The organism is Streptomyces argenteolus, assembly GCF_042902585.1.
In the GTDB taxonomy this organism is placed as follows: domain Bacteria; phylum Actinomycetota; class Actinomycetes; order Streptomycetales; family Streptomycetaceae; genus Streptomyces; species Streptomyces argenteolus.
In genome coordinates this window covers 369,079-395,381 of sequence record NZ_JBIBEG010000005.1, presented here as the reverse complement: position 1 = coordinate 395,381, position 26,303 = coordinate 369,079, and the positions used below count along the sequence as shown (strand labels likewise).

Below are 26,303 nucleotides of genomic sequence, written 5' to 3'. Positions count from 1 at the left end.
GCCCTGTGCCCACGCAACGGCCCGCCCCGTTCCCACGTAACGGCCCTCCCCGTGCCCACGCAACGGCCCTCCCCGTGCCCACGGAACAGCCCGGCTCCCTTCCCGCGAAGCAGAGGTTCCGTTTTCTGCCGCACACGCGCCCCTCTCCCTCGCCCCCCTTTCCTCACGCAGTCGTTTCCGTCCCCCTGCGGAACCGGTTCGATGCCGCCGCGTAGCCGGTTCGGCGGGGCGTGCGCCGGGGACTTCGGCCGGGCCGGAGGGCGTGCACGGGGGCGCGTACGGAGACGACCCGGTTGCCCAAGGGCCTCGTTCCAGGCGCAGTTCGGGCGATTCCAGGCATACACAGGTATGTATCCGCGCACGTCAAAGGGGGCGCGCGGGGTCACAGGGCGGACCACCGGCGTGCACCGTGTGCACAGAACCTTGGTGAGAGCTCCCCCTCATCCGCCGCCCGACATGCGCTCCCTGCCTTTAGACTCCTCCAGTGACAGCCTGAGGCCCGAGGGGCAGGATGGGGCCCGCTGTCGGCAAGGTGCGGTATTCAGGGAGGAAGCGTCTCGTGAGCAGCAGGCCATCCCGAGGCGCTGCTCGCCTCGCAGCCATACTCGACGCCCTCCCGGACGGGCTCCTGCTCGTCAACTGCAACGGCACGGTCGTCAACGCCAACACCATCGCCCTCGAGATGTTCGAGACCCCGGGCACCGCGCTCGTGGGGCGCGGACTGCTCGATCTGCTTCCGGAGTTCGACTCCAGGCTGATCCCGGGGTCGATGCGCAGGCCGGACGCTGCGGACGAGCAGGGCAGGACGAAGCCGACGCGCATGATCGCGCGCCGTACCGACGGGAGCGAGTATCCCGTCGAGGTCACCAGCGCGGCCCTGGACAGCGGTCAGGCCGGGTACAACGACATCCACTCCAGCTACACCGGCGACGAGCTGCTCATGCTCGTCGTACGGGATCTTTCCGGCACCGTCGACACCGAGGCCGAGCTGGCCCGTTCGCAGCGGCAGACCGAGATGATCCTGCGGGCGGCCTCCGAGGGCGTCGTCGGTACGGACACGGACGGCAGGGTCGTCCTGGTCAACCCCGCCGCCGCGCAGATCCTCGGTTTCCGTGCCAGCGACCTCGGCGGCAAGGAACTCCACCCGCTGATCCTGCACTCGCGCGCGGAGGGTGACCCCTTCCCGTACGAGGGGTCCCCGCTCGCGGACACCCTGAAGTCCGGCCGCAAGCACCGGGTGCGGGGGCAGGTGCTCTGGTCCAAGAGCGGTGCCCAGGTGCCGGTCGACCTGACGACGGCCCCGGTGCGCGACGGGGACCAGCTGGTCGGCGCGGTCATGACGTTCACCGACCGCAGGCCCTACGAGGAACTGACCCAGCAGCACACGGACGAGGTCTCCGGACTCACCGAGCGGCATGCGGCCGAGATCGCCGAGCTCACCGCGAGCCACCGCGCCGAAGTCACCGCGCTGACCGAGAAGCACGCGGCCGAGATCGCCGACCGCACCGAGCGCTACGCCTCCGAGCTGGAGGAGAAGACCGAGCGCCTCACCGACCTCGGCCAGCGGCACGCCCAGCTGACCGCGGTCCTCGGCGAGTCCCTGCGCGGGCCGCTGGAGGAGCTGCGCGGTGAACTCTCGGCCCTCGCCGCCGACCCGGCCGGTCAGCTGTGGCCCGAGGCCAACCAGATCCTGCACCACCTCGCCGCGGGTTACGCGCGCATGACGACGCTCGTCGACAACGTACTGAGCTACCAGCGCCTGGACAGCGGTAGCGAGGAGCTCGTCAAGCAGCCGGTCCTGCTCGACGCCGTGGTGACCGCCGGTATCGACGGCGCGGTCGAACTCATCGGTCCCGGCCGGGCGCAGTTCGCGGTGCACGCCCCGCAGATCGAGGCCGAGGTCGACGCGGGCCGGCTGGTCACCGCGCTCGCCCACCTCGTGGCCGATGTGGCCGGCGTGGACTCGACCGGCAAGGCCCGGCTGGTCCCGGGCGGGGGTTACGTCGACTCGACGGTCGTGGTGGCCGCGGCCCAGCGTGGTGAGGTCGTACGGATCGAGGTGCGCGGCCCGTTCGCCGGTGGCGACCCGGTGCACGTGCCGATCGTGCGCGGGATCGTGCGGGCGCACGGCGGCGTGCTCCAGACGCACGAGATGCCGGGCATGAGCGGGAGCGCGTACGTCCTCGAGGTGCCGATCGGCACCGGCGCCGGGACCGTCGCACCGTCGCCCGTGCCGGCCGTGCAGGAAGCCGCCGTCCCGGAAGCCGCGCCCCAGCCCGCCCAGGGTGGGCGCCGCAGGGCACGCAGGGCGTCGACGGACGCGTTCCTGGACAGCCCGGTGGATCAGGCAGCGGCCGGCGGTGACACCGCGGCGGCGGAGCCGACGGGGCGCCGCCGGGCGCGCCGGGAGGCCACAGCCCCGCAGGAACAACAGCACGCGCAGGAGCTGACCCCGCCTCAGCGCGGTGAGGGTTCCGGCCGCAGGCGCGGCAGGCCCAGCCCCGCGGAGACGGCGGAGCAGCCCCGGCAGGCACTGGCACTCCCCGCGGCGGGCGCTCCTCAGGAGCCCGCCCCGTCGGAGGGGTCGGTGGTGACCGCGGCGGAGAACGCGCAGGGGGGTGGCGGACGTCCGCAGCGGGGGCACACCGTGCCGCCCCAGGGCGTGCCGCAGAACGCCGCCGGGCGGACCGGGCGGCAGACCGGGGGCAACCAGCCCGCGCTGCCCGCCCTCGCCTCTCCCGAGGCCTCTGGCGAGCAGGCACGGCACGAGCAGCCCGGCCAGCAGCAGCCCGCGGGCCGTCGCGCCCGCCGGGCCCTCGCGGCGGCACAGGAACGCGCCGCAGCGGCCGAACCCACGGGGCCCCGTACCGCCTTCGCGCTGCCGCCTGCCGCCGCGGACCGGATCCCTCCGACGGCTCCGGGCTCACCTGTCGTGGCACCGGCCCCCGTGCCTGCGCCCGCATCCCCCGTCGTGCCGCAGGTCCCGGTCCCGGACGCCGTCCAGCAGGTCGCGCCGGACTCCCAGCCGGCGGTGGCGAGCCCGCAGCAGGTTCCGGGACAGCCCGCCGCACAGACGCCCCGGCACGCCCCGGCGGGCCCTCGGCCCGTCGTGATCGACGACGGTCCGCCGGCCGAGCGCCACGACGCCGTACGCACCGCACCCGACGAGGACCACACACCGCCGCAGCCGCATCCGGTGCCCTCGGGCCGCCGGAGGGCACGGCCCGCCGGACCGGCCGAGCCGCAGCCCGGGCCGGGGCACCCCGTCCCGGGGCAGCCGCTGCCCGCCGTCCCGCCGCAGCCCGACTGGGCGCAGGGGGGCACCTCGGGCCAGGGGCTGGCCGCGCTGGTCCACGAGGAGGAGCCGGCCCCGGCCGGTGAGGAGTCCTGGGCGGGCCCCGGCAGCACCACGCACACCACGGGTACCGCCACCCCCGCAGGGCCCGCGCCGGAGGCGCATCCGGCCGGCGCCGGCGCCAGCACCCCCGCGCCGGACGCCCGGCGGCAGCCGCTGCCCGCCGAGGCGCCGATGCCCGCGTCCTCGGACTCGACGCAGGGGCGCGCGTTCAGCGTCCGGACCCTGGGGCAGGGTGTGCCCTTCGCACAGCACCTCGCCCATCAGCAGAACCAGACGCTCGGCGGCGCCGGGCGGCGCCGCAAGCTCGCGGCCCCGCCGGAGCCCGAGCGTCAGGCACCGGCCACGGCCGCCCCCGTGCCGCCCCAGCCCGCCCCGGCACCTGTACCCCCGCAGCCCGGGGGCGCGCAGGGAGGCACCGTGCAGGGCTCGGGATCGGGCCGGCTGCTGTCCGCTCCCGCGCCCGAGGGGCGCTCGTACGCCATCGGGGCCCCCGACGAGGGCGCGGAGGGCCCGGAGCCGCTGGACGGCCCGGGAGGCGCCGTCGAGGTCGCCAACCGTCCCCAGCCGCAGCCCGTGGACGACGAACTGCCCCCGGAGCCGCTGGACAACCCGCGTCGGCTGCTCGTCTGGCCCGCACCGGACGTCTCCACCCAGCAGGCGCTCAGCGACCGCGGCTACCGTCCGGTGATCGTGCACTCCCGCGAGGAGGTCGACGCCCAGATCGCCGCGTTCCCCGCCGCGCTGTTCGTGGACCCGCTGACCGGGCCGATCACCCGTACGGCCCTCCAGTCGCTCCGTCAGGCGGCCGTGGCGGCCGAGGTCCCGGTGCTCGTGACGGCCGGCCTGGGGCAGGCGACCAGGGAGGCGGCGTACGGCGCCGACCCGGCCGTGCTCCTCAAGGCGCTCGCCCCCCGCGACAGCGACCAGCATCCGCCGCGGGTCCTCGTGATCGAGGAGCACAAGGAGATCGCGCTGGCCCTCACCGAGACGCTGGAGCGCCGCGGCATGCAGGTCGCGCGGGCCTCCGGCGACAGCGAGGCCGTCGACCTCGCGACCCGGATGCGGCCGAACCTCGTGGTCATGGACCTGATGCAGGTGCGCCGGCGGCGGGCCGGGATCATCGACTGGCTGCGCGCGAACGGCGCGCTGAACCACACACCGCTCGTCGTCTACACCTCGGCCGGTATGGAGGAGGCGGACCTCCCCAGGCTCGCCTCGGGCGAGACGGTGCTCTTCCTCGCCGAACGCTCGACGAGCGACGAGGTGCAGTCCAGGATCGTGGATCTCCTGGCGAAGATAGGGACGAACTGACGTCCCGCCGGAGCGTGACCGCGCCGGCAGGACGGCGTACGGAGAGGGCGGTACGGGAAGACCCGTACCGCCCTCGTCGTTCGCGGCGGCCCCGGGCGGCGGCTGCGGGCCCGGGGCGGACGCTCAGAGCTGCGTGACGTCCAGCTCCCCGTCCGCGTACTGCTTGCGGATCACCTTCTTGTCGAACTTGCCCACGCTGGTCTTGGGCACGGCCGGGACGATCGTCCAGCGTTCGGGCAGCTGCCACTTGGCGACCGACTGGGCGAGGAAGGTCCGCAGCGCCCGGTAATCGGCGGTGGCGCCCTCCTTGAGGACGACGGTCGCGAGGGGGCGCTCGCCCCACTTGTCGTCGGGGACGGCGACGACCGCGGCCTCGGCCACGTCGGGGTGCGCCATGATCGCGTTCTCCAGGTCGACGCTGGAGATCCACTCGCCACCGGACTTGATGACGTCCTTCGCGCGGTCGGTCAGCGTGAGGTAGCCCTCGGCGCTGATCACGCCGACGTCGCCGGTCTTCAGCCAGCCGTCCTCGCTGAACTTGTCCTCGGGTCGCAGCTCCGCGCCGTCCGCGCCGCCGTAGTACGCGGCGGCGATCCAGGGGCCCCGGACCTCCAGCTCGCCCGCGGACTCGCCGTCCCACGGCAGGTGTTCGCCCCCGGGGCCGGTCAGCCGGGCCTCGACCCCGGCCGGGAAGCGGCCCTGGGTGATCCGGTAGGGCCACTCCTGCTCGGCGGTCAGACCGGCGGGCGGGTTGGACATGGTCCCGAGCGGCGACGTCTCCGTCATGCCCCAGGCGTGGCAGAGCCGGACACCCAGCTTGTCGTACGCCTCCATCAGGGAGGGCGGACAGGCGGCGCCGCCGATCGTGACGCTCGCCATGGACGAGAGGTCGCGCGGCTTGGCGGTGACCTCGGCCAGGAGCCCCTGCCAGATGGTGGGCACCGCGGCGGCGTGCGACGGGCGCTCGCGCTCGATCATGTCGGCGAGCGGTGCGGGCTGGAGGAAGCGGTCGGGCATGAGCATGTTGACGCCGGTCATGAAGGTCGCGTGCGGCAGCCCCCAGGCGTTCACGTGGAACTGGGGCACGACGACCAGGGTCGTGTCCCTGTCGGTCAGCCCCATCGACTCGGCCATGTTGACCTGCATGGAGTGCAGGTAGATCGAGCGGTGGGAGTAGACGATGCCCTTGGGGTCCCCGGTGGTCCCGGAGGTGTAGCACATGGCCGCCGCCTGGCGTTCGTCCAGCTCGGGCCAGTCGAAGGCGGTGGAGCGGCCGTCGATCAGCTCCTCGTACTCGTGCACCCGGGGGGTGATCCCTTCGAGCACGGAGCGGTCTCCCGGGCCCGAGACGACGACGTGCTCGACGGAGGGCAGGTGAGGGAGCAGCGGGGCGAGCAGGGGCAGCAGCGAACCGTTCACCAGGACGACCTTGTCGTCGGCGTGGTTCACGATCCAGACGAGCTGCTCGGCGGGCAGCCGGAGGTTCAGCGTGTGCAGCACGGCGCCCATGGACGGGATCGCGAGGTAGGCCTCGACGTGCTCGGCGTTGTTCCACATGAGCGTGGCGACCCGCTGGTCGCCGTCGACTCCCAGCTCGTCGCGCAGGGCGTGCGCCAGTTGCGAGGCACGCCTGCCGATCTCGGCGAAGGTGCGCCGGTGCGGCTCCGGCTCACCGGTCCAGGTCGTCACCTGCGACTTCCCGTGGATGGTCATCCCGTGGTTCAGGATGCGGGTCACAGTCAGCGGTACGTCCTGCATGGTGCTCAGCACGGCGTCCTCCCGGTGGGCGCTACGCGGCGGTAAGGGTGCGCTGATTCTGCTCACATACCACGCGGTATGTCACTAGTTCCGGGAGTACGAATCGGTGTCGGCCGTCAGAAGCCGGGCCTCGCACGACCTGCGGCGGACCCCGACGGGCCCCCTCACCTGACCGGGCTGAGCTCCGGGTCCTCGCGGAGCTTGCCCAGCGCCCGCGAGACGGCGCTCTTCACCGTGCCGACCGAGACCCCCAGCACCTCGGCCGTCTGTGCCTCGCTGAGGTCCTCGTAGTACCTCAGGACGACCATGGCCCGCTGACGGTCCGGGAGCTTGAGCACGGCCCGCCACATCGCGTCGTGGAGCGTCTGCTGCTCGGCGGGGTCGGGGGCCGGCGCCGCCTCCTTCTCGGGCAGCTCCTCGCAGGCGAACTCGTCGACCTTGCGCTTGCGCCACTGCGAGGTGCGCGTGTTCACCAGGGCGCGGCGGACATAGCCGTCGAGCGCGCCGTGGTCCTCGATCCGCTCCCAGGCGACGTAGGTCTTGGTGAGCGCGGTCTGCAGCAGATCCTCGGCGTCGCTCGGGTTCGCGGTGAGGGAACGGGCGGTGCGCAGCAGCACGGGCCCCCGGGCTCGTACGTACGACGAGAACGACGGATAGCGGCGGTGTCCGGCGGAAGCAGCGGCCGCCCTGGAGGCGCCGGTGCAGACTGGCGTGGTCATGCCTCCACGCTAGGAGCGGGCGCGCACGAGGGGATCGGCCCCAGGTCCCGAAGCCACGTCCGCCTCAGGTTGTAGGGGTGGGGCGGTCCCCACCTCCTGAAGGTGGAGGAGCGCTCCACCCCCCTCAGGGTCCCCACCCCGAGGGGCGGCGCTCCGCCGCAACGGAAGGGCCCGCACGCCGGCAGCCGTGGCCACCGGCGTACGGGCCCTTCCCGGCCGGGTCACCAGAGCGGCGAGAAGTTCACGTTGACGATGTAGGTGGACTGGTCGATCCACGTGAAGTACGAGCCGCTCACCTGGGCCAGGTTGCTGTGGTTGGAGGCACCGTCCCCCACGGCCTGCTGCTGCGACGTGGAGGAGTTGCCGGAGTTGTCCCCTCCGACGCCACCGGATCCGATGGTCGCCACCCCCGCGTTCGATCCGTCGCTCGCGAACGCTCCGTTGTCGGCGACCGCGACGCCCCCGGACAGGGCGGCGGCGAGGGGCAGGGCGGCGACGACGGCGAGGACGCGAGCGGTGCGGATACGTGCCATGTGAATTCCTCCAGGAACCGAGAACGCGGCTTGATACGGCTGTCCCGAAGCAGTTGGCCGACCGCCCCGGTGCTGGTCACGACGTCGCGGAAGCAGGACTGCCCACCGCCTCCCGGGCGAATCACCGGCGGTCCGCGATTCCCCCGCAGGGATGAGGAAGGCCCGCCAAACCTCCCGGAGCGAGGTGGTGGATCCCGGACGCCCGGTACCGGCCGGGCATGCCGGATGACCAGGCGCGGCGACGACCGGGAGTCGGTGCCGGGAAGGGGCCCGGCGGGGGCGCGTCCACAAGCCCCCTTCCCTTCTTCGAACGCGTGTACGAAAATGGCGGCATGGCCACCACCGACCGGCAGACCGCCACCCTGGCCCTGGCGCACGCGCTCTCCGCCGCCGAGCACGGGCTCCCCGTCTTCCCCCTGTCCGCCACCAAGCTCCCCGCCCTGCGCTCCCCGCACCACGACGAGGACCCGCCCGTGCGCTGCCGGGGCGCCTGCGGGCTGCCCGGCCACGGCGTCCACGACGCCACCACCGACCCCGCCGCCGTCCGCGCGCTCTTCGCCGCCGCCCCCAGGGCCACCGGATACGGCATCGCCTGCGGACGCCCGCCGCACCGCCTCATCGGCATCGACCTCGACATCGACACCACCCACGGCAACGACTCCGTGGCCGCGCTCCAGCAGCTGGCCCTCCAGCACCTGTTCACCATCCCGGCCACGGTCACCGTGCTCACCCCCAGCGGCGGCCGGCACCTCTGGCTGACGGGCCCGTCCGGCGTCTCCGTGTCCAACTCGGCGAGCCGCCTCGCCCCGGGCATCGACGTCCGCGGAGCGGGCGGGTATCTGGTCGGCCCCGGCTCGGTCACCACCCACGGCAGATACCGGCTCGCGCCCGGCACGGCCCACCTGGCGCCGGCCCCCTGCCCCCGCGCCCTCCTGCGCCTGCTCACCCCGCCACCGCGCCCCAGCCGTACCGCGAGCCGGGCCGCACCCGGCCGGCAGGGCGAGGGCCTGGTGCAGTTCGTGCGCGCCGCCCACGAGGGGCAGCGCAACACCCGCCTGTTCTGGGCCGCCTGCCGGGCGTACGAGCACGGTTTCGGCGACGCCCTCGCGGACGCACTCACCGACGCGGCGCTCAGCACCGGTCTCACGGAACAGGAGGCACGCGCCGCCATCGCCTCCGCCGCCCGCCTGACCGCGCCGCGACGGACTCCGTGACCGGGCCCGCCCGTTGCCGTGTCCCGGCAGCGAGCGGGCCTCGGGCCACGCGCACTTCTCCTCCGTCCGCACCCACGGCCGCACCCACGGGCCGCCGTTCGCGGTGGCCTACGTGATCAGCTCCAGGACGGCGCGCCGGGACCACCGGCCGGCGGCACCCCGCGCGGCGGCAACATAGGCGGCCACCGTGGCGGCGTCCCAGGCACCCGTTTCCAGCAGACCGGCCGCGAGGTAGCCCACATAGGCACCGGAGGGCGCTACAGGGACCACGTCGTCCACGCTCCAGGGGGCGGTGAAGGTGAGCACGGGCAGTCCGTCCATCTGCCCCGCGCACACCAGGGTTTCGTAGCGTCCGCTCCCCACCCTGGAGACACCGGAGCCGAGGACCTCGCTCAGGTCGAGATCGGCGCCCGGGGCCCTGTACATCTCCTGGGCCACGATGTCGGCGAACTGCGAGGCGGACACGAGGTGAGCGCGAGCCCGGAGCCGGCCCTCGGCCCGCGGATCGTAGAAGGCCCTTCCACCTCCCCAGACCGGCGACTCGGTGGCGAAGTAGAGCGCTCCCGCGAGCTCCACGGGAACCGATCTGACGGGTGGCCGCCGATCCCGGCAGCCCGGGTACACCATGGCCGCACCGGGGGACCGGCCACCCCTGATGCAGCAACCCAGCCGCTCCGCATGGGTGTTGGAGCCGTAGGCGGCGTACCAGACCCGCTCCGGCGCGGTCTCCTCCACACCCCAGGGCCCGACCTGCCGCACGCCGACCACGGACCGCCTCCTCCTCGACTCGCGCACCCGGCGTCCGAGCACGGCGCGTCGTACGGGACGACACCCCGGACACCGGCCCCGGGCGCCTCTGCCGCCGGCGGACCGCCGTGGCACGAGGAGCAGCGTGCCCGGCCCGCCCCCGGCCCACACTTCCCCGGCCGGAGGGGGAAACCCGCTGCACGAGACGACCGGCAGCAAGGCGAAGGGCGGGCCTCCGTAGGAGACCCGCCCTCTGACCTGCTACCGCCTCCGCCAGATCTTGCATGATGATCGACATGAACACGGAAATCTGCGACCCAACCGAGTTGGCCGCCCTCCGCGATGTCTTCGCATCACGTCCCGAGGCGATACCGCCGGCCGGTTGGGCGGTGGTGCGGTCCTTCGAGGCGGAGCATGGGATCGTGCTCCCCGAGCCGTACCGCACCTTCGTGGCGGAGATCTGCGACGGGCTCCGCGCAGGACCTCCCTACTACGGTCTGCTGCCCCTCGTACAAACACCGTCGGACTGGGGCTCGGACCGACCGGAGCGCATGCTCGCCGAGCCTTTTCCGCTCACCGCGTCATGGTTGTGGGAGGAAGAGGAGTCGAAGGCGGACGAGGAGACAGTGTCGAGGCAGGAGTTGGAGGATCGGATCGACTCCGTTTACGACCACGGCTCACTACTGCTGGGCACTGACGGCTGCGGCATGTACTGGCACCTGATCGTCACCGGCCCGCAGCGCGGTCACGTCTGGCTGGTCGATGAGAACGGCGCGGTGCCTTTCGGTACCCGGCCGGACAGTTCCCTGATGCCGGGCACGCCCGGTTTCGCTGGGTGGGCAACCAAGTGGGCCAAGAGCCGCTCCTGGTTCGCCGAGGCCTAGAGCAACGAAATGATGCCCTCGGCGCTCTTTCCGGCCAGGGCGCCACCTTGTGTTCACATCACAGGGCTATTCACATGCCTCAGGGGCCATGCCGTGGAGTAGCCGGAGCCACGGCAGGCATCGGCCGAGGAGGCATCACTACTCGGCCGTCCAGAAGGCCGCACTCGTCACGCACATCCGGCGGACGTACTACAGCGACGACGGCCGGCCCGTGGAGACAGCGGACATCGTGGTGCCCGCAGCGCACTGCGAGATCGTCTACGAGATCCCGATCAGCCGCTGACGAGCTGCCCCGGCGGCTCCAAAGCCGTGGCCCAGCCGTGCCCCCTGCGTGCCCCTTTCGTGCCCGACAGAGCGGGAAACGAGGGGGAACAGCGGTGCCCGGCGGGGAACGGGCATGGCAGAGGCCCCCGACCATATGTACTGGTCGGGGGCCTCTCACCTGGCGGTGGGTGTGGGATTTGAACCCACGGTGACTCGCGCCACGACGGTTTTCAAGACCGTTCCCTTAGGCCGCTCGGGCAACCCACCCCGCGTCGGCGCCGCGTCCGTGACCGGTGCGGCGCGATGCGTGGAACAGCCTAGCCGGTCAGCTGTCGCCCTTGCGCTCGCCCAGGGTGAGTTCGGCCGTCGCCGTCTTGCCGTCCCGCTCGTAGGTGAGCGTGACCTTGTCACCCGGCTTGTGGGTCCAGATCTCGCCGATCAGGGTCGGCCCGCTGTCGACGACGGTGTCGTTGAACTTGGTGATCACGTCGCCGGCCTTCAGGCCCGCCTGGGCGGCAGGACCGTCCGGAGTGACGGCCGGGGTACCGCCCGCGCCCTCGTCCGAGATGACGGCACCGCCGGTCTTCTCCTCCATCGTGACCGTCGCGCCGATCACCGGGTATACCGGCTGGCCCGTCTTGATCAGCTGTTCGGCGACGTTCTTCGCCTGGTTGATCGGGATGGCAAAGCCGAGGCCGATGGAGCCGGCCTGGGACTGGCCCGTGCCGCTGCCGCTGGTGGACTGGATGGCCGAGTTGATGCCGATGACCGCGCCCCCGGCGTCCAGGAGCGGACCGCCGGAGTTGCCCGGGTTGATGGAGGCGTCGGTCTGCAGTGCGCTCATGTACGAGTTCGCGTTGCTGGAGCCGTCGCCCGAGGCCACCGGGCGGTCCTTCGCGCTGATGATGCCGGTGGTCACCGTGTTGGAGAGGCCGAACGGAGCGCCGATCGCGATGGTGGAGTCGCCCACCGCGACCTTGTCCGAGTTGCCCAGGGCCAGCGGGGTCAGACCGTCGGGGGCGCTCTTCAGCTTCAGCACGGCCACGTCGTAGCCCTGGGCCCGCCCGACCACCTCGGCGTCGTACTTCTTGCCGTTGGAGAAGGTCGCGGTCAGCTGGCCGCTGTCCGCCGCGGAGGCCACTACGTGGTTGTTGGTGAGGATGTGGCCCTCCTTGTCGTACACGAAGCCGGTGCCCGTGCCGCCCTCGCCGTCGCCGGACTGGGCGTCGATGGTGACCACGCTGGGCAGGGCGTTCGCCGCGACGCCCGCGACGGTGCCCGCCTCGCGCTTCAGCTCCCTGGGGCTGTCCGAGGCCGAGATCGTGGTGGACCCCGAGGAGCCGCTGTCGTTGCTGTCGGCGGCCCAGTAGCCGAGGGCTCCGCCGACACCGCCCGCGACCAGCGCCGCGACCGCCACGGCGGCGACCAGCCCGCCCGCGCGGCGCTTGCGCGGGGAGTCGGGCGCCGCGTGCGCCGCGTGCGCCGGGGCTCCCCAGGCCGGAGGGGCGCCGCCGTCGGCGTACGAGGGGACGGCCGGAGGGGGCGGCGGCCAGGCGGCCGACGCGGCAGGCGGCTGCTCCGGCGTGGGCGGCGCGTAGGGCTGCTCGTGCCGGGTGAAGGACCCGTCGCCCTCCTGGTGGGCCGCGGCCGGGACCTGGGCCGTGGGCGCGTCCGCGGGGGCGGCGGGCGGGACCTCGGGTGCGGGCCGGTTTCCCTGCGCGGGGCCCTCAGGAGCGGCGGGCGGCACGGGAGGCGCGGTCGGAACAGACGGTACGGACGGAACCGCGTTGTTCTCGTTGCCCTCGTTCTCGGTGCTCACAGCTCTTTACTCCTCGGTTCCACTCGGCATTCGGCAAGAGATCCGCTGTGCACGTGTCTGCGGTCAGCTTTTCCCACAGCACGTCAGGCCACTGTAAGCAGGACCTGTGCATCCGCACACCAATCTTTACATCAGGCAAAACGGTCCTACGCAACAAGGCTGTCAGCACCCGACGCGTCGCGGTGACACCATGGCGCAGTGACCCACGCACGCCTACCCTCCGAACGGCCCGGCATCCAGGTCGTCGCGCACCGAGGGGCCTCGGACGACGCCCCCGAGCACACCCTGGCCGCCTACCGGAAGGCCGTCGAGGACGGGGCGGACGCCCTGGAGTGCGACGTGCGCCTCACCGCCGACGGGCAGCTCGTCTGTGTGCACGATCGCAGGGTGAACCGCACGTCGAACGGCCGGGGCGCCGTCTCCGCCCTGGAACTGGCCGACCTCGCCGCCCTCGACTTCGGCTCCTGGAAGGACCGCGAGGAGTCCCCCGACTGGGACCCGGTGCCCGGCGAGCTCACCTCCGTACTCACCCTGGAGCGCCTCCTCGAGCTGGCGCACGACGTCCGGGCGACCGGCCGTCCGCTCCAGCTGGCCATCGAGACGAAGCACCCCACCCGCTGGGCCGGACAGGTCGAGGAGCGGCTCCTCCACCTGCTGAAGCGGTTCGGCCTGGACGATCCGCCGGCCGGCGAGCCGCCGCCGGTGCGCGTCATGAGCTTCTCCGCCCGGTCCCTCTATCGCATCCGGGCGGCCGCCCCGGCCCTGCCCACCGTCTTCCTGATGCAGTTCGTCTCACCGCGCCTGCGCGACGGGCGGCTGCCCGCCGGGGCCCGCATCGCCGGTCCGGGGATGCGGATCGTACGCAACAACCCCGCCTACATCGAGCGCCTGCACCGCGCGGGCCACCGCGTGCACGTCTGGACGGTGAACGAGCCGGAGGACGTGGAACTCTGTGCGCGTCTGGGCGTGGAAGCGATCATCACGAACCGCCCCAAACAGGTGCTGTCACAACTTGGCCGTTCTTAACATCAGTTACCAGGAGTGCACCGGCGCATTCGCTCCGCAATCGATCGTTACGAGTGCATCACTGACAGGGCTTTGGCCGGTTTCCGGCGCAGCCCAGAGGGGCATCCAATCCCTGGCGTGGGGCGAAGGAGGTCTCGGGGGTGGCGTTTGTGGTGGCACAGGAAGTGCCCACGTCGTCGAGCATGGCCGTACCCCATGGCCCTGCGGGCGTGGGGCGGGCGCGGCACCGTATGCGTGAGCAGCTGCGCAGCAACGGGGTGTCGGACACCGTGGTCGACGACGCTGTACTGATTCTTTCCGAGCTCCTCAGCAATGCCTGTCGGCACGGCAGACCGCTGGGGCAGCACGCGGACATGGGTGACGGTGACGTCCGCGCCGCGTGGCGCGTGGACGGGCGAGGCGACCTGACCGTCGAGGTCACGGACGGCGGGGGACCGACGAGGCCGGTTCCGGCCACTCCGTCGGTGACCGCGCGGGGCGGGCGAGGGCTCAACATCATCAGTGCCCTGGCCGAGGAATGGGGTGTCCGCGACGACACCGCGGGTGAGGTCACGGTCTGGGCCCTGGTCTCCGCGGGCCGAAGGCACCGGGGTTTCACGGCGTCCTCTGAGCGCGCGACGGCCGCCTGCCGCGAACGGGCCGCTCTCGAGGGGCTGGGCGGAGCGATCGGTTTCGGCTCGCTGGACGGACTGGACCTCGCCGAGGCCCTGGACGCGCTCGACGCCTTCGACGACGCGGGCTGAGGCTGAAGGGGCGCGGTGCGCACGAGCGGGGCCACGGTCCACACAAGCGGGGCCACGGTCCACACAAGCGGGGCCACGGTCCGCACGAGCGAAGTGCGCACCGCGCGAGCGCGGTGCGAGCCGTGACGGCACGTGGGCCCCGGCGCTGACGGGGACGGCTAGGCTCGCGCCCGAGACCGCACTGTCGCAATCGGGAGAACGCCCACCATGGCCAAGAAGCGCCCTCAGTCCAAGGCCGGAAAGCCTCAGCTCAAGGAGGGGGAGATCCCGGTCGTCGGGGCTCGTGAGCCCTGTCCGTGCGGTTCGGGCCGTCGTTACAAGGCATGTCACGGCCGTGCCGCCGCCCAGGCCGTGACCGAGCTGGTCCAGCGTCCTTTCGAGGGACTCTCCGGTGAGTGCGACTGGATCGCCCTGCGCGAGCTGGTCCCCGCCGCCACCGTCGAGCTGACGCTCAAGGGCGGCCGTCCCGAGGGCGTCCCCTCCGTGGCGCTCGCGACCGTGCTCCCCATGGCATGGCCGGCGCTGCGCCGCGACGACGGTTCCGTCCTACTGGCCCTGCAGAACGACACCTCCTCCGGCGACCTGAGCCGCGATCTGGCCGACACCCTGCAGCGGGCCCTGGAGGCCGAGCCGGGTTCGCCCGTCACCGCCCGCCGGGTGCCTGCCGACGGCCCGCGCCTCCAGGATCTCCTCGACCCGGAGGGGGCCTTCGAGCCGGTCGTGCACGCGGGCTTCGAATTCTGGGTGCCGGACGCGGAGAACGCCACGCCGGAGGTGTCCGCCTCCCTGGAGCGCGCCAACGCGGCGGCCATCCCCACCACCCGGCTCTCCGGTGTGGACGCGGCCTACTGGTGCGAGACGCCCGAGAAGAACCACCTGCGCTGGGTCATGCCGCACCCCGAGGAGCAGCTCCTCGACGCCCTCGCCCGGCTGCACGCGGCGGGAGCCTCCTCGCTCGGCGAGGGCACCCGCCTGGTGGGTTCGTTCCGCGCGCACGGCCTCATGGTCCCCGTCTGGGACCTGCCGAGCGGAATGGGTGCCGAGGAGTGCGAGAAGCCCGCGGCGCAGTTCGCCGAGCGGCTCGCCGAAGCCCTGGCGTCGGACCTCCCGCTCACGGGCGAGGAGCGCCGGGCGCGCGGCGGGCTCACCAACCGCCAAGTGACGCTCAGCTGACAGTGACGAGATCCGCCCCGCCTTCGTGACTCCTGTCACAAAGCCTCGTACTCGCCGGTAAATACCTGTCCGAATAGGCGAGATCGAATTTGCTAACGGCAGATCTCTTGTTACGGTTCTGGAAGCCCGGTCGCTGGTGCATCCCCCGTCGCCAGCGGCCGGGCGTCCTCGTTTCCAGGCGGGGACGGCCGGGGCGCACGCCGGAGCACGCGGCGGATCGCAGACCTGCGCCGACCGCCGGGCCCCACCCTCGCCCCCCGCCCTCACGCGCGCTGCCGCCACAGGTCCACGCCTCGCCGAGCTGTCGCGCCCGGCGCCCGCCCCGACCTCTTCGAGCGGGGCGCGCCCCCGGAGCGCCGGAGCCGGAGCCGGTCGCTTTCGGACAGAAGACCGATGACGCCGAGTCCTTGAATACGACGGCCGCACCACGGAAAACATTCCCACCCGCATCACCGTGCGCACCGTTTGCGCAATCGGCGAAAAGGGCGTCAGAAAGCCTGCCGCCAGGGGGTTTTGCTCGGAATGAATTGCGCCCGTTCCGGGGTCCACCCGCGCCCGGCTCCGGACCGGTATTTCGCGGGGCCACCCAGGCAGTACGCGACTGGACTCACGCAGCGACAGACCGACTTCGCGCATGCACGATCCGATTCGGTCTGCACGGGGCCCCATTCGGTCACCGAACGGGCGCCTCGGCCGGTACGCGGCCGACCGGGTCCGCACGCGGACGACCCGGCCGGTACACGGCCGCCCCGGTCAGTAGGCGAGTCTGCTGCCGCCGTCCGGCGCACTGTTGCTCGCCTCGACGAGTGCGTCCAGGACGGATTCCACGTCCGGCAGCCACGGCGCGCGGGTCCCGGCCTCCGGTGCGCGTTCCCAGCGCACCTGGCCCGTGCCGATCTCGGAAGGGGGCAGGATCAGGTAGCCGCCCTCCCCGTGGAACCGCAGCGAGCTGGGCACCCGGTCCTTCGCGTGCAGCAGCTCACCGAGCCGCTCCAGGGTGTACGGGGCGACCAGGAGCGACCAGCGCGTGGGGGTCGCCACCACGGGGCCGAGCCGCAGCCCCATCGCGTCGAGCGCGGCCAGCGCCCTGGCGCCCGCCACGGCCGGCAGGCTCAGCGCGCAGGGCGCCCGGTCGCCGGTGGCCAGGACGACGGGCGCGGCGGGCCGGTTGGCCCACCACCAGCGCACCATGCGCGCGTCGGTGGTCGCCGCGAGGAGGCCGGGATCGAAGGGGTGTGCGCCGGGCACGGCGCACTCGGGGTCGGGACAGGCGCAGTCACGGCCGCGTTCACCCGCGGTCGCCAGCCCCGCTCCGGGGAGTACGGGCCATTTCCAGACGGTGGCGCAGGTCAGCGCCGCGTCGAGCCGGGCGGAACTTTCCTGGCGCCGGGGCCGGTGCCTGCGTCGCCTTCCGAGGATCTCGCGCATGAGCGCTCGTTCCTTTCCGTTGAACGCCGAGGTCCACATCACACCACGTGTTCGTTACACCACGTGTGCGTCTCTTCGCTGTGCGTGCTTGCGCGTCGGCCTTGCGGTACGGCCGAGTGGCCGGTGCCGAGCGTGAGCCGAACCGAGCAGAGTGGAACCGAACAGAATGGAGCTGAGCCGAGTCGAACCGAGTTGCACCGAACCGAGTCGTCCAGTCAGAACATCGCGCGGACGGCGTGCGCATCGGCGCGTGCCGTCCCTTGTGCAACCCCGCCACTCGGGGTGGGCGGGCGGCCGTCATCGGTGAGGACGTTCGGGCGCGCTGTCGGGTTCCTGGGCGGTCGCAACTGCCCCTGGCCATCCACGATTACGTACCCAGCATGCCCGGGATGACGCTCCCTCCGGCATTTCACCCCGAGGGCGCCCCCTGTCGAGCCGCCCCCAGTCGACCGCAAATAGCCGCCCGGGGGTGCATTTTTTGGCCAAGTTAACCGGCCAACGGACACCATAAATATCGTCAGGACAATACTGGACATCACCTTCCTTCTGCGTGTACATGTGGGGGCGTGTACATGTGGTTGCACCGATAGCGGCGCAGAACGACATGGGGGTTTGCGATGCTATTCGACACAACGCACCGGTCGGAAAGCCGACTGCCATGAGCGCCCCCCACCTTCCGAAAGTGGCTGGAATCGATCCCATGGTTCCCGTTTCAACGGACAGTGCAGCGCCTCCGGAAGGTGCGCTCTCCGCACCGGGAGCCTTCATCCAGGACCGGCTGGCGGGCTGGGTCTCCGACCTGACCACCCTGCACGAACTCACCGAGCGGCTGGCCGCGACGAGCGCGCTGGACGGTGCCCTGCGCGAGATCCTGGACGCCGGAGCGGCCCTGGTCGGCGCCGGCCGGGGCCTGCTCGCCCTCGAACCCGCCGACGACAGAGGGCCGTGCCGCACGATCGGGCTCGGCCTCACCCACGCCGACCTCGGGCACATCGAGACGGTCCCCCACGGATCCGCCCCCTACGGACGCCTCCCCGACGGGCACCCGGGCGCCGACGCCCCCCTGGCCAGTCCCGACATCCTCGGCGACACCGCCCTGGACCCCCGTTGCCGCGAGGTCGCGGCCCGGCTCGGCCACGCCGCCAGTTACGCCCTGCCCCTCGCCACCGGGGCCGGGCGCCTGGGTGTGGCCGTATGGCTGTACGACGAACCGGCAAGACCTCTGGAACGTCAGTGCCATCTCGTCGGGGTCTACGGCCGCTACGCGGCGGAACACCTGGCCCGCCTCCTCGAACTGGAGCGCGTCAGGGCGGATGCCGCCGTCATCGCCGAGGAGCTCTTCCCCCACCGGCTGCCCAGGCTCCCCGGAGTGCGGCTGGCCGCCCGCCGGCGTGCCGCACCCGGAGGCGGCGGCGACTGGTACGACGCGCTCCCCCTCCCGGACAACGCGCTCGGCCTGGCCGTGGGCTCGGTCGGCGGCTCCGGGCCGACGGCCCTCGCGGCCATGGGACGGCTCCGCGCCGGTCTGCGGGCCTACGCCGTGATGGAGGGCGAGGATCCTGTCGCCGTGCTCTCCGACCTGGAACTGCTGCTGCGGCTCACCGAACCCTCCCGCGCGGCGACCGCCCTCTACGCGTACTGCGAGCCGGACCGCCGCTCGATCGTGCTCGCGGGGGCCGGGCACACCCCGCCCCTGGTGATCGGCGACCGGCGCACCGAGTTCGTGGAGACCGGCCTCTCCGCGCCCCTGGGCATGCTGTCGTGCTGGGAGGCGCCCAGCGTGGAGTTCACGCCCCGCGCAGGAGAAACGGTGCTGCTCTACACCGACGGGCTGCTGCGCCGCACCGGCGACTCCATGGACCGGGCGTACGCCCGGCTGCACGCGGCGGCGGCCGGGGTGCCGAAGGCCGTACGGCAGGACCCCGGAGCCGTCGCTGACCACATCCTGCACTCCGTCCTTCCCGAGGGCACGGACCGCGGCGACGGCGGCGAGGACGTCGTCGTCCTGGCCGCCCGCTTCGACTGAAGACCCCTCCGGAGCTGTAAGAGGTCTTCCGGCCCTGGGCCCCCTTCCGCACGCCCGTACGATGGAGGGGGTCCAGTGTCGTACAAGGAGGACAAACCGTGTCTGAGGCGCTCATCCCGGAGACCCCGGAAGAAGCTGAGGCAGAGCCGATCAAGCAGCGGAAGAACGGCCTGTACCCGGGCATTTCCGATGAGCTCGCCGAGAACATGAAGTCCGGCTGGGCCGACACCGAGCTGCACGGCCTGGAGCCGATCGCCCAGGCCGCGCACACCGCCGCCCGCCGCGCCGCGCTCTCCGCGCGCTTCCCCGGCGAGCGGCTCGTCATCCCGGCGGGCAACCTGAAGACCCGTTCCAACGACACCGAGTACGCCTTCCGCGCCTCGACCGAATACGCCTACCTCACCGGCGACCTCACCCAGGACGGCGTCCTGGTGCTGGAGCCGGCAGGCGACGGTCACGAGGCGACGATCTACCTGCTGCCCCGCTCCGACCGCGAGAACGGCGAGTTCTGGCTCGACGGCCAGGGCGAGCTCTGGGTCGGCCGCCGCCACTCCCTCACCGAGGCCGAGCAGCTGCTGGGCATCCCGGCGAAGGACGTCCGCGAGCTCCCCGCCGCACTGACGGAGGCCACCGGCCCGGTGCGCAACGTCCGGGGCCACGACGCGGGCATCGAGGCCGCCCTGACCGACAAGGTCACCGCGGAGCGCGACGAGGAGCTGCGCGTCTTCCTCTCCGAGGCCCGTCTGGTCAAGGACGACTTCGAGATCGCCGAGCTGCAGAAGGCCTGCGACGCCACGGCGCGCGGCTTCGAGGACGTCGTGAAGGTCCTCGACAAGGCGGAGGCCACGAGCGAGCGCTACATCGAGGGCACGTTCTTCCTGCGCGCCCGCGTCGACGGCAACGACATCGGCTACGGCTCGATCTGCGCGGCCGGCCCGCACGCCACGACGCTGCACTGGGTCCGCAACGACGGCCCGGTCCGCCCGGGCGAGCTCCTGCTGCTCGATGCCGGCGTCGAGACCACCGAGCTCTACACCGCCGACGTGACACGGACGCTGCCCATCAACGGCACGTTCAGCCCTTTGCAGCGCAAGATCTACGACGCGGTGTACGAGGCCCAGGAGGCGGGTATCGCCGCGGTGAAGCCCGGCGCCGCCTTCCGCGACTTCCACGACGCCGCACAGCGGGTCCTCACCGAGAAGCTCGTCGAGTGGGGCCTGCTGGGCGACCTGACCGTGGAGAAGGTCCTGGAACTGGGGCTGCAGCGCCGCTGGACGCTGCACGGCACCGGCCACATGCTCGGCATGGACGTCCACGACTGCGCCGTCGCGCGCACCGAGTCGTACGTCAACGGCATCCTGGAGCCCGGGGTCTGCCTCACCGTCGAGCCCGGGCTGTACTTCCAGGCCGACGACCTGACCGTGCCCGAGGAGTACCGGGGCATCGGGGTCCGCATCGAGGACGACATCCTCGTCACCGAGGACGGCAACCGGAACCTCTCGTCGGCGCTGCCGCGCCGCGCCGACGAGGTCGAGGCCTGGATGGCCGGACTGAAGGGCTGACGGGCTGACGCACAGGGCGCGGACAGCGGCCCTGCGCGCCGGAGGGCGTGCTGCTCAGGACACCATGAGCAGCGCGCCCTTCCGCCATTTCAGGACCTTGTCGAAGCTCACCACCGCGCCGCGCCCCGGACCGTTGCCGAAGTGGACGTGATCGGCGAGTTCCTCGATCAGGCAGAGCCCCCGGCCGCTCTCCGCCGTCACCGGTGGGTGCGGGTTCGCGCGCGTGTGCGAGGGTTCGCCCGCCGGATACCCGGCGTGCGGCTGTGCGGCGGTGCGAAGCGTGCGACGTGGGGGGAAACCGGGCCCCGAGTCGGCGACTTCGATGCGGCACTTCTCGCCGTCCAGATAAGCGGTGACCCGGTACTGCCCGCAGGCGTGTCCGGACTGCTCGCCGTCCGGGGGGCCGGGGGCGACGCCTCCGGCACCACCCGCGTCCTGCCGGTCGCCGCCGTGCTCGACGGCGTTCGCACAGGCTTCGCTGAGCGCGACCGAGAGGTCGTAGGAGATGTCGGGATCCACCCCCGCGGTCTCCATGGTGCCGAGCAGAAAACGACGGGCGAGCGGGACGCTCGCAGCTTCGCGCCGCAAATGGAGTGACCACCACATGCTCATGCTCCAGCCTCCTGGCTGCGGCTCGACATACCGTTACGTATTGCCTCGGACGACGCTTCGTAAGCACCAATCCGCTGTGAGAGCGCTCATTCGGCGGATGCGAATATTCCGTTCACCGGTGTATGCCGGGCCCGCAGCAGGCGCCGGACCCGGTCCGAACAGGCGCAACACACCCCGTTCACTCCCCGATGGGGACGGATGCCGACCTTCCGGACCTGCCGTACGGGAACCGGGGACCCAGTGGGATGATGACCCCGCCATGTCTATGCCTGTCGCACGCGCCGGAGCCGGAATGCGGCTCCTGAGGACCGCGGTGTTCACCGCGGTCTGTGTCGTGCTCGCCGCTGGGGGGCACGGCCTCGCGGGTGGCGCGGGTGTGTCCGGCCGGACTCTGCTCGCCGGTTTCCTCGGCGTCTTCGCCGTGGCGGCGGCGCTCGCCGGACGTGAGCGCACGCTGCTCTCCATCACGGCCGCTCTGGCGGCCGGGCAGATCGCCCTGCACGCCGTCTTCGGCGCGGGGCGGCACGCGGTAACCGCCACCGCCTCCGGGGACGATTCGCTGATCCGGTTCGCCGCCGGGCTCGTCTGCGGGGCGGGGCCCGCGCAGTTGAGCGCCGGTGAGGCCCACCGCATCGTGGCCACGGCGGGCATCGACCCCGCCTCCGTCGCCCAGGGCCACACCCACCTGGCATCCGGATCGGCCGCCGCGGCTCCCGACCCCGGTGCGCTGGCCACGGCGATGTCCTGCCTGCCCAGCCTGCCGATGTTCCTCGGGCACCTGCTCGCCGCCCTCGCGACGGGCTGGCTGCTGCGCCGCGGCGAGATCGCGCTCTTCCGGATCGCCAGGCTCTCCGCCCAGGGCGGCCGGCAGCTCGCCGCCGGAGCCCGGCTGCGGGCGCTCAGGGCGGCCATGGCACTCGTACGCGCCCTGCGTGCGGGACTTCCGGGGCGGCCCACGACCGGGCCGCGCCGTCCCCGTACCGCCGTGGACGCCTCCGCGCCCGCCTGCGGGGACCCACTGCTGCACATGGTGATCAGGCGCGGGCCTCCGCCCGTATACGTACGCGCAGCCTGACGCGACCCCTCCGCCGGGGATTCCGGTGACGAGGTGGTCGTGATGCCGTCGCGCGTCCGCGCGCCGGACCACCTTTTCCTCGTGCCTGTGGAGTGATCCCTGCCATGAACATCTCCCGTATCGCCGTCGCCGCCGGTGTCGCCGCGTCCACCGTCCTGCTGCTCGCCGGCCCCGCCTCCGCGCACGTCAGCGTGCAGCCGCAGGGGGAGGCCGCCAAGGGCGGCTACGCGACCGTCAACTTCAAGGTCCCCAACGAGCGTGACGACGCCTCCACCGTCAAGCTCGAGGTCAGCTTCCCGACGGACCACCCGCTGGCGTCCGTGAGCCCGCAGCCAGTGCCCGGCTGGAAGATCGCCGTCACCAAGAGCAAGCTGGCCGAGCCGCTCGACGTCCACGGCAAGAAGATCACCGAAGCCGTCTCCAAGGTCACCTGGACCGCGGACGGCGACGGCATCGAGCCCGGCTACTTCGAGCAGTTCCCGCTCTCCGTCGGTCAGCTCCCCGAGGACGCCGACCAGCTGGTCTTCAAGGCGCTCCAGACCTACAGCGAGGGTGAGGTCGTCCGCTGGATCGAAGAGACCCCCGAAGGCGGCGAGGAGCCCGAGCACCCCGCCCCCGTCCTCGCACTGACCGCCGGATCGGCCGACGCCCACGGCGCGGCGGCCGACGACAAGAGCGGTGAGACCGCACACGCGAAGGAGACGACGGCGTCCTCGGAGGGCGCCGGCTCCTCGACGAGCGACAGCACCGCCCGGGTGCTCGGCGTCGTCGGCATCGTCATCGGTGTCGCCGGTGTCGCGTTCGGCGTCCTCGCCGGCCGTCGCCGCGCCGCCTGACCCACCCTGCCCCGCACGTCATCACAGACCAGGAACCAGCTCTCCATGCACAGCAAGAAGAAGGTGCTGGCCGCGGCGTTCGCCGCCGTGGCCGCACTGACCCTCTCCGCCTGCGGCAGCGGCGAAGACCCGGCGGACACGTCCGTCGCCGAGGTCTCCGGCGCGACCGGATCCAAGCCCGCGACCGTGCTCGACCAGCCGTTCACCAAGCCCGACCTCGTGCTGACCGACACCCACGGCAAGAAGTACGACCTGCGTGAGCGGACCAAGGGCAAGCCGACACTCATCTACTTCGGCTACACCAACTGCCCCGACGTGTGCCCGCTGACCATGAGCAACATCGCGCTCGCCAAGCGGGCCCTGCCCGAGGCCGACCAGGACAAGCTCCAGGTCGTCTTCGTCACCACGGACCCCGAGCGGGACACCCCGGCGTCGCTGGGCAGCTGGCTCAAGGCCCAGGACCCCGACTTCACCGGTCTCACCGGAGACTTCCCGGCCATCCAGGCGGGAGCACGGCAGATCGGCATCGGCATCGACCCGCCGAAGAAGGAGAAGGACGGCACGGTCGTCTCGATGCACGGGGCCCAGGTCATCGCCTTCTCCCCGAAGACCGACAAGGGGTACGTGCTCTACAGCGAGGACACCACGGCGGAGGACTACACCGAGGACCTCCCCAAGCTCGTCGAGGGGGAGACCCCGTGAACCGCCGCACCGCCGTCGCCGGTGCCCTGGCCCTCACCACCGGGCTGGCACTGACGGCGTGTTCCTCGGACAGCGCACCGCGACTGGAGGTGTCGGGCGCCTTCATGCCGCAGCCCGTCAGCGACATGGCGGCCGGCTTCCTCCTCGTGAAGAACAGCGGCGGCGCCACCGACCGGCTCACCTCGGTGACCAGCGCGCTCTCGGACCACGTCTCCATCCACGAGACGGTGAACCGGACGATGCGGATGGTCTCCTCCTTCGAGGTGCCCGCCGGGGGCGAGCTCGATCTGGAACGCGGTGGCAGTCACATCATGTTCACCGACCTCAAGAAACAGCCCAAGCAAGGAGAGACGGTCTCCGTGGAACTGCACTTCGAGAAGGCCGACCCCATCACGGTCGACATTCCCGTGAAGGAGACCACCTACGACCCGACGAAGCGATGAGGTACTGACACCCATGACGGCCACCGCCCCGCGCTCCGGGCCCTCCCCGATACGACGGCCGCTCGCCGCGGTCGCGCCCCTCGCCGCGCTGATCAGCCTGCTGTTCGGCCTGGTGCTGGCAGGCGCGAGTCCCGCGTCCGCGCACGCCGCTCTCACGGGGAGCGACCCGCAGGACGGGGCGGTGGTCGCCACCGCCCCCGCAGAGGTCACCCTCACCTTCTCCGAGCAGATCGCCATGGGCGACGACTCGATCCGGGTCCTGGACCCGAGCGGGAAGCGCGCCGATTCGGGCGCCCCCCGCGACATGACCGGCGGGGGCGCCGTACGGTACGGCGTCCAGCTCCACAGCGGGCTGCCCGACGGCACGTACACCGTGGCCTGGCAGGCCGTGTCCGCGGACAGTCACCCCGTCGCCGGCGCGTTCACCTTCTCCGTGGGCGCTCCCTCGGAGACCACGGTGGCGCTCCCCTCGGCCGAGGCGGGCGGCGGCCTCGTGGGAGCTCTCTACGGCATCGCGCGCTACGCCGCGTACGCGGGCTTCGTCCTGCTCGCGGGCGGATCCGCCTTCGTCCTGGCCTGCTGGCAGCGCGGCGCGGGCGCGCGGCCCCTCCAGCGCCTCGTCGTGCGCGGCTGGATCACGCTGACCGCGGCCACCCTGGTCATGCTGCTCCTGCGCAGCCCTTACACCGGCTCCGGCAAGCTCTCGGACGCCTTCGACCTCGACGGCCTGCAAGCCGTGCTGGACACCAAGCCGGGGGCCGCGCTGGTCTCCCGGCTCCTGCTCCTGGGAGCCTCCGCCCTCTTCATCGCGGTCCTCTTCGGGGCGTACGCCAAGCGCGAGGACGAGAAGGAGAAGCAGGACCTCACCTTCGGACTCGCCATAGGCGGAGCGGTCATTGCCACGGGGATCGCCGGTACGTGGGCCCTGGCCGAGCACGCCTCCACGGGCATCCAGCCGGGCATCGCCATGCCCGTCGACGTGCTCCACCTGCTCGCCGTCGCCGGCTGGCTGGGCGGACTCGCCGCGCTGCTCGTCGCGCTGTACCGCACGCCGGACATCACGGCCGGCGCCGTACGGCGGTTCTCGCGCCTCGCGTTCGGCAGTGTTCTCGTCCTCGCCGCGACCGGGCTCTACCAGTCCTGGCGGCAGGTGGGTTCGTGGTCCGCGCTGACCGGCACGCGGTACGGCCAGCTGCTGCTCCTCAAGGTGGCGCTCGTGGCCGTGCTCGTCGGGGTCGCGTGGATCTCCCGGCGCTGGACGGCCCGGCTGACCGAGCCCGCCGGTGCGGGGGCCGTGGACGCCGGGCCCACCGACGCGGAGGCCGTCGCGGAGCCGGTCGTCTCCGTGTCCTCGGCGGATGCGAAGCCGTCCCTCCCCGCGGCCGGTCCCGGGGCGTCCGGCTCCTCGGACGCGCCCGCCACGCAGACCGCGTCCCCCGCCCGGGACACCGCCGACGAGGAGCCGCCGCCGGGCGAGGAGGTCGACCCGGAGCGCGCGGCGCAGCTCGCCCGCCAGCGCGCCGCCCTGACGGCGACGAAGGAGAAGCGCGCCCGCGACGCCGACCCGGAACGAGCGGGGCTGCGACGCTCGGTGCTGGTGGAGACGGCCGTCGCCGTGGTGCTCCTCGCCGTCACGACGATCCTGACGTCCACCGAACCCGGCCGTACCGAGGAGGAAGCCGCACGTGGCGCGGCCCCCGCGGCTGCCACACCGGTGACCGGTGGCCAGTCGAGTCTGAGCCTTCCGTTCGACACCGGCGGCCGGAACGGCAAGGGGACCGTCCGTCTGGACATCTCCCCCGGCGGAACCGGCTCGAACAACGTGCACCTCTGGGTCGACGGACCCGGCAACCAGCCGCTCGACGTACCCGAGGTGAAGCTCGCCTTCACCCTGGAGTCCAAGGACATCGGTCCTCTTCCGGTCGTCCCGGACCGCCTCACCGCGGGGCACTGGACGGCGAGCAACGTGCAGATCCCGATCGCGGGCGACTGGAAGGTCGCGGTGACGGTCCGCACGTCGGACATCGACCAGACCACCATCGACAAGAACGTGAAGATCGGCTGAGCAGG

20 protein-coding genes, 1 tRNA gene and 1 pseudogene are annotated in these 26,303 nt (G+C 72.4%); 14 read left to right on the top strand and 8 right to left on the bottom strand.

Features of this window, described 5'->3' with window-relative positions; all coding sequences use genetic code 11:
- Positions 1-559 precede the first annotated feature (559 nt).
- On the top strand, positions 560-4,669 hold the full coding sequence (locus tag ACFY8O_RS20515) for a response regulator (protein ID WP_387904301.1): 4,110 nt from the start codon (positions 560-562) through the stop codon (positions 4,667-4,669).
- A gap of 123 nt (positions 4,670-4,792) precedes the next feature.
- Here ACFY8O_RS20515 and ACFY8O_RS20510 read toward each other — a convergent pair whose 3' ends face one another.
- The 3 genes from ACFY8O_RS20510 to ACFY8O_RS20500 all read right to left on the bottom strand — a co-directional run bounded on the left by ACFY8O_RS20510 (position 4,793) and on the right by ACFY8O_RS20500 (position 7,679).
- The gene (locus ACFY8O_RS20510; RefSeq protein WP_387904298.1) at positions 4,793-6,439 is read right to left on the bottom strand and encodes a long-chain fatty acid--CoA ligase; all 1,647 of its coding nucleotides are present in this window, start codon (positions 6,437-6,439) and stop codon (positions 4,793-4,795) included.
- Positions 6,440-6,591: 152 nt separating this feature from the next.
- On the bottom strand, positions 6,592-7,146 hold the full coding sequence (locus tag ACFY8O_RS20505) for a SigE family RNA polymerase sigma factor (RefSeq protein ID WP_361579432.1): 555 nt from the start codon (positions 7,144-7,146) through the stop codon (positions 6,592-6,594).
- A 221-nt stretch (positions 7,147-7,367) separates the two neighbouring features.
- Positions 7,368-7,679 carry a hypothetical protein gene (locus ACFY8O_RS20500; RefSeq protein ID WP_387904296.1) on the bottom strand — a complete coding sequence of 104 codons (312 nt, stop codon included), beginning with the start codon at positions 7,677-7,679 and terminating at the stop codon, positions 7,368-7,370.
- A 332-nt stretch (positions 7,680-8,011) separates the two neighbouring features.
- On the opposite strand from ACFY8O_RS20500, the gene ACFY8O_RS20495 reads away from it, so the two are divergent.
- Positions 8,012-8,893, top strand: coding sequence for a bifunctional DNA primase/polymerase (locus tag ACFY8O_RS20495; RefSeq protein WP_387904293.1), 882 nt, complete (start codon positions 8,012-8,014; stop codon positions 8,891-8,893).
- Between the two features lie 108 nt (positions 8,894-9,001).
- Here the strand turns inward: ACFY8O_RS20495 and ACFY8O_RS20490 are convergent, their stop codons facing one another.
- Positions 9,002-9,661, bottom strand: coding sequence for a histone deacetylase (locus ACFY8O_RS20490; RefSeq protein ID WP_387904291.1), 660 nt, complete (start codon positions 9,659-9,661; stop codon positions 9,002-9,004).
- Positions 9,662-9,924: 263 nt separating this feature from the next.
- On the opposite strand from ACFY8O_RS20490, the gene ACFY8O_RS20485 reads away from it, so the two are divergent.
- Both ACFY8O_RS20485 and ACFY8O_RS20480 read left to right on the top strand, forming a co-directional pair.
- The gene (locus ACFY8O_RS20485; RefSeq protein WP_387904289.1) at positions 9,925-10,524 is read left to right on the top strand and encodes an SMI1/KNR4 family protein; all 600 of its coding nucleotides are present in this window, start codon (positions 9,925-9,927) and stop codon (positions 10,522-10,524) included.
- Between the two features lie 102 nt (positions 10,525-10,626).
- Positions 10,627-10,807 (top strand): annotated as a pseudogene (locus tag ACFY8O_RS20480) (UTRA domain-containing protein); the annotation flags it as partial.
- A 160-nt stretch (positions 10,808-10,967) separates the two neighbouring features.
- Here the strand turns inward: ACFY8O_RS20480 and ACFY8O_RS20475 are convergent.
- Both ACFY8O_RS20475 and ACFY8O_RS20470 read right to left on the bottom strand, forming a co-directional pair.
- A tRNA-Ser gene (locus ACFY8O_RS20475) sits at positions 10,968-11,055 on the bottom strand.
- A gap of 58 nt (positions 11,056-11,113) precedes the next feature.
- Complete coding sequence (locus ACFY8O_RS20470) at positions 11,114-12,607, bottom strand: S1C family serine protease (protein WP_387904286.1); 1,494 nt, start codon at positions 12,605-12,607, stop codon at positions 11,114-11,116.
- 198 nt (positions 12,608-12,805) lie between these two features.
- Here ACFY8O_RS20470 and ACFY8O_RS20465 point away from each other — a divergent pair, with 198 nt between their 5' ends.
- The 3 genes from ACFY8O_RS20465 (at position 12,806) to ACFY8O_RS20455 (ending at position 15,549) form a co-directional block, all read left to right on the top strand.
- On the top strand, positions 12,806-13,633 hold the full coding sequence (locus ACFY8O_RS20465; RefSeq protein ID WP_387904284.1) for a glycerophosphodiester phosphodiesterase: 828 nt from the start codon (positions 12,806-12,808) through the stop codon (positions 13,631-13,633).
- A gap of 182 nt (positions 13,634-13,815) precedes the next feature.
- A complete protein-coding gene (locus ACFY8O_RS20460) occupies positions 13,816-14,376 on the top strand; it encodes an ATP-binding protein (RefSeq protein WP_387904283.1) in 561 nt (186 codons plus the stop codon).
- A gap of 207 nt (positions 14,377-14,583) precedes the next feature.
- Entirely contained in the window at positions 14,584-15,549 is a 966-nt protein-coding gene (locus ACFY8O_RS20455) for a DUF5926 family protein (RefSeq protein WP_145807855.1), read from the top strand.
- A gap of 753 nt (positions 15,550-16,302) precedes the next feature.
- Here ACFY8O_RS20455 and ACFY8O_RS20450 read toward each other — a convergent pair.
- Positions 16,303-16,977: a bifunctional DNA primase/polymerase gene (locus ACFY8O_RS20450; RefSeq protein ID WP_145807857.1), complete on the bottom strand. Its 675-nt coding sequence runs from the start codon at positions 16,975-16,977 to the stop codon at positions 16,303-16,305.
- 604 nt (positions 16,978-17,581) lie between these two features.
- Here ACFY8O_RS20450 and ACFY8O_RS20445 point away from each other — a divergent pair.
- Entirely contained in the window at positions 17,582-19,003 is a 1,422-nt protein-coding gene (locus tag ACFY8O_RS20445; protein ID WP_387904563.1) for a SpoIIE family protein phosphatase, read from the top strand.
- A 98-nt stretch (positions 19,004-19,101) separates the two neighbouring features.
- Positions 19,102-20,565, top strand: coding sequence for an aminopeptidase P family protein (locus ACFY8O_RS20440; RefSeq protein ID WP_387904280.1), 1,464 nt, complete (start codon positions 19,102-19,104; stop codon positions 20,563-20,565).
- 54 nt (positions 20,566-20,619) lie between these two features.
- Here ACFY8O_RS20440 and ACFY8O_RS20435 read toward each other — a convergent pair whose 3' ends face one another.
- Positions 20,620-21,177 (bottom strand): ATP-binding protein, encoded by a 558-nt coding sequence (locus ACFY8O_RS20435; RefSeq protein WP_387904278.1) that lies wholly within the window; start codon positions 21,175-21,177, stop codon positions 20,620-20,622.
- 259 nt (positions 21,178-21,436) lie between these two features.
- Here ACFY8O_RS20435 and ACFY8O_RS20430 point away from each other — a divergent pair, with 259 nt between their 5' ends.
- From ACFY8O_RS20430 to ACFY8O_RS20410, 5 genes are all read left to right on the top strand, one after another.
- Positions 21,437-22,252: a hypothetical protein gene (locus tag ACFY8O_RS20430; RefSeq protein ID WP_387904277.1), complete on the top strand. Its 816-nt coding sequence runs from the start codon at positions 21,437-21,439 to the stop codon at positions 22,250-22,252.
- A gap of 104 nt (positions 22,253-22,356) precedes the next feature.
- A complete protein-coding gene (locus ACFY8O_RS20425; protein WP_387904274.1) occupies positions 22,357-23,088 on the top strand; it encodes a YcnI family copper-binding membrane protein in 732 nt (243 codons plus the stop codon).
- A gap of 45 nt (positions 23,089-23,133) precedes the next feature.
- Positions 23,134-23,790, top strand: a complete 657-nt coding sequence (locus ACFY8O_RS20420; RefSeq protein WP_387904272.1) for an SCO family protein — start codon at positions 23,134-23,136, stop codon at positions 23,788-23,790.
- Positions 23,787-24,233: a copper chaperone PCu(A)C gene (locus tag ACFY8O_RS20415; protein ID WP_145807885.1), complete on the top strand. Its 447-nt coding sequence runs from the start codon at positions 23,787-23,789 to the stop codon at positions 24,231-24,233. Before ACFY8O_RS20420 ends, ACFY8O_RS20415 begins: the two co-directional genes overlap by 4 nt.
- A 13-nt stretch (positions 24,234-24,246) precedes the next feature.
- Positions 24,247-26,298, top strand: coding sequence for a copper resistance CopC/CopD family protein (locus ACFY8O_RS20410; RefSeq protein WP_387904269.1), 2,052 nt, complete (start codon positions 24,247-24,249; stop codon positions 26,296-26,298).
- Positions 26,299-26,303: the final 5 nt, after the last annotated feature.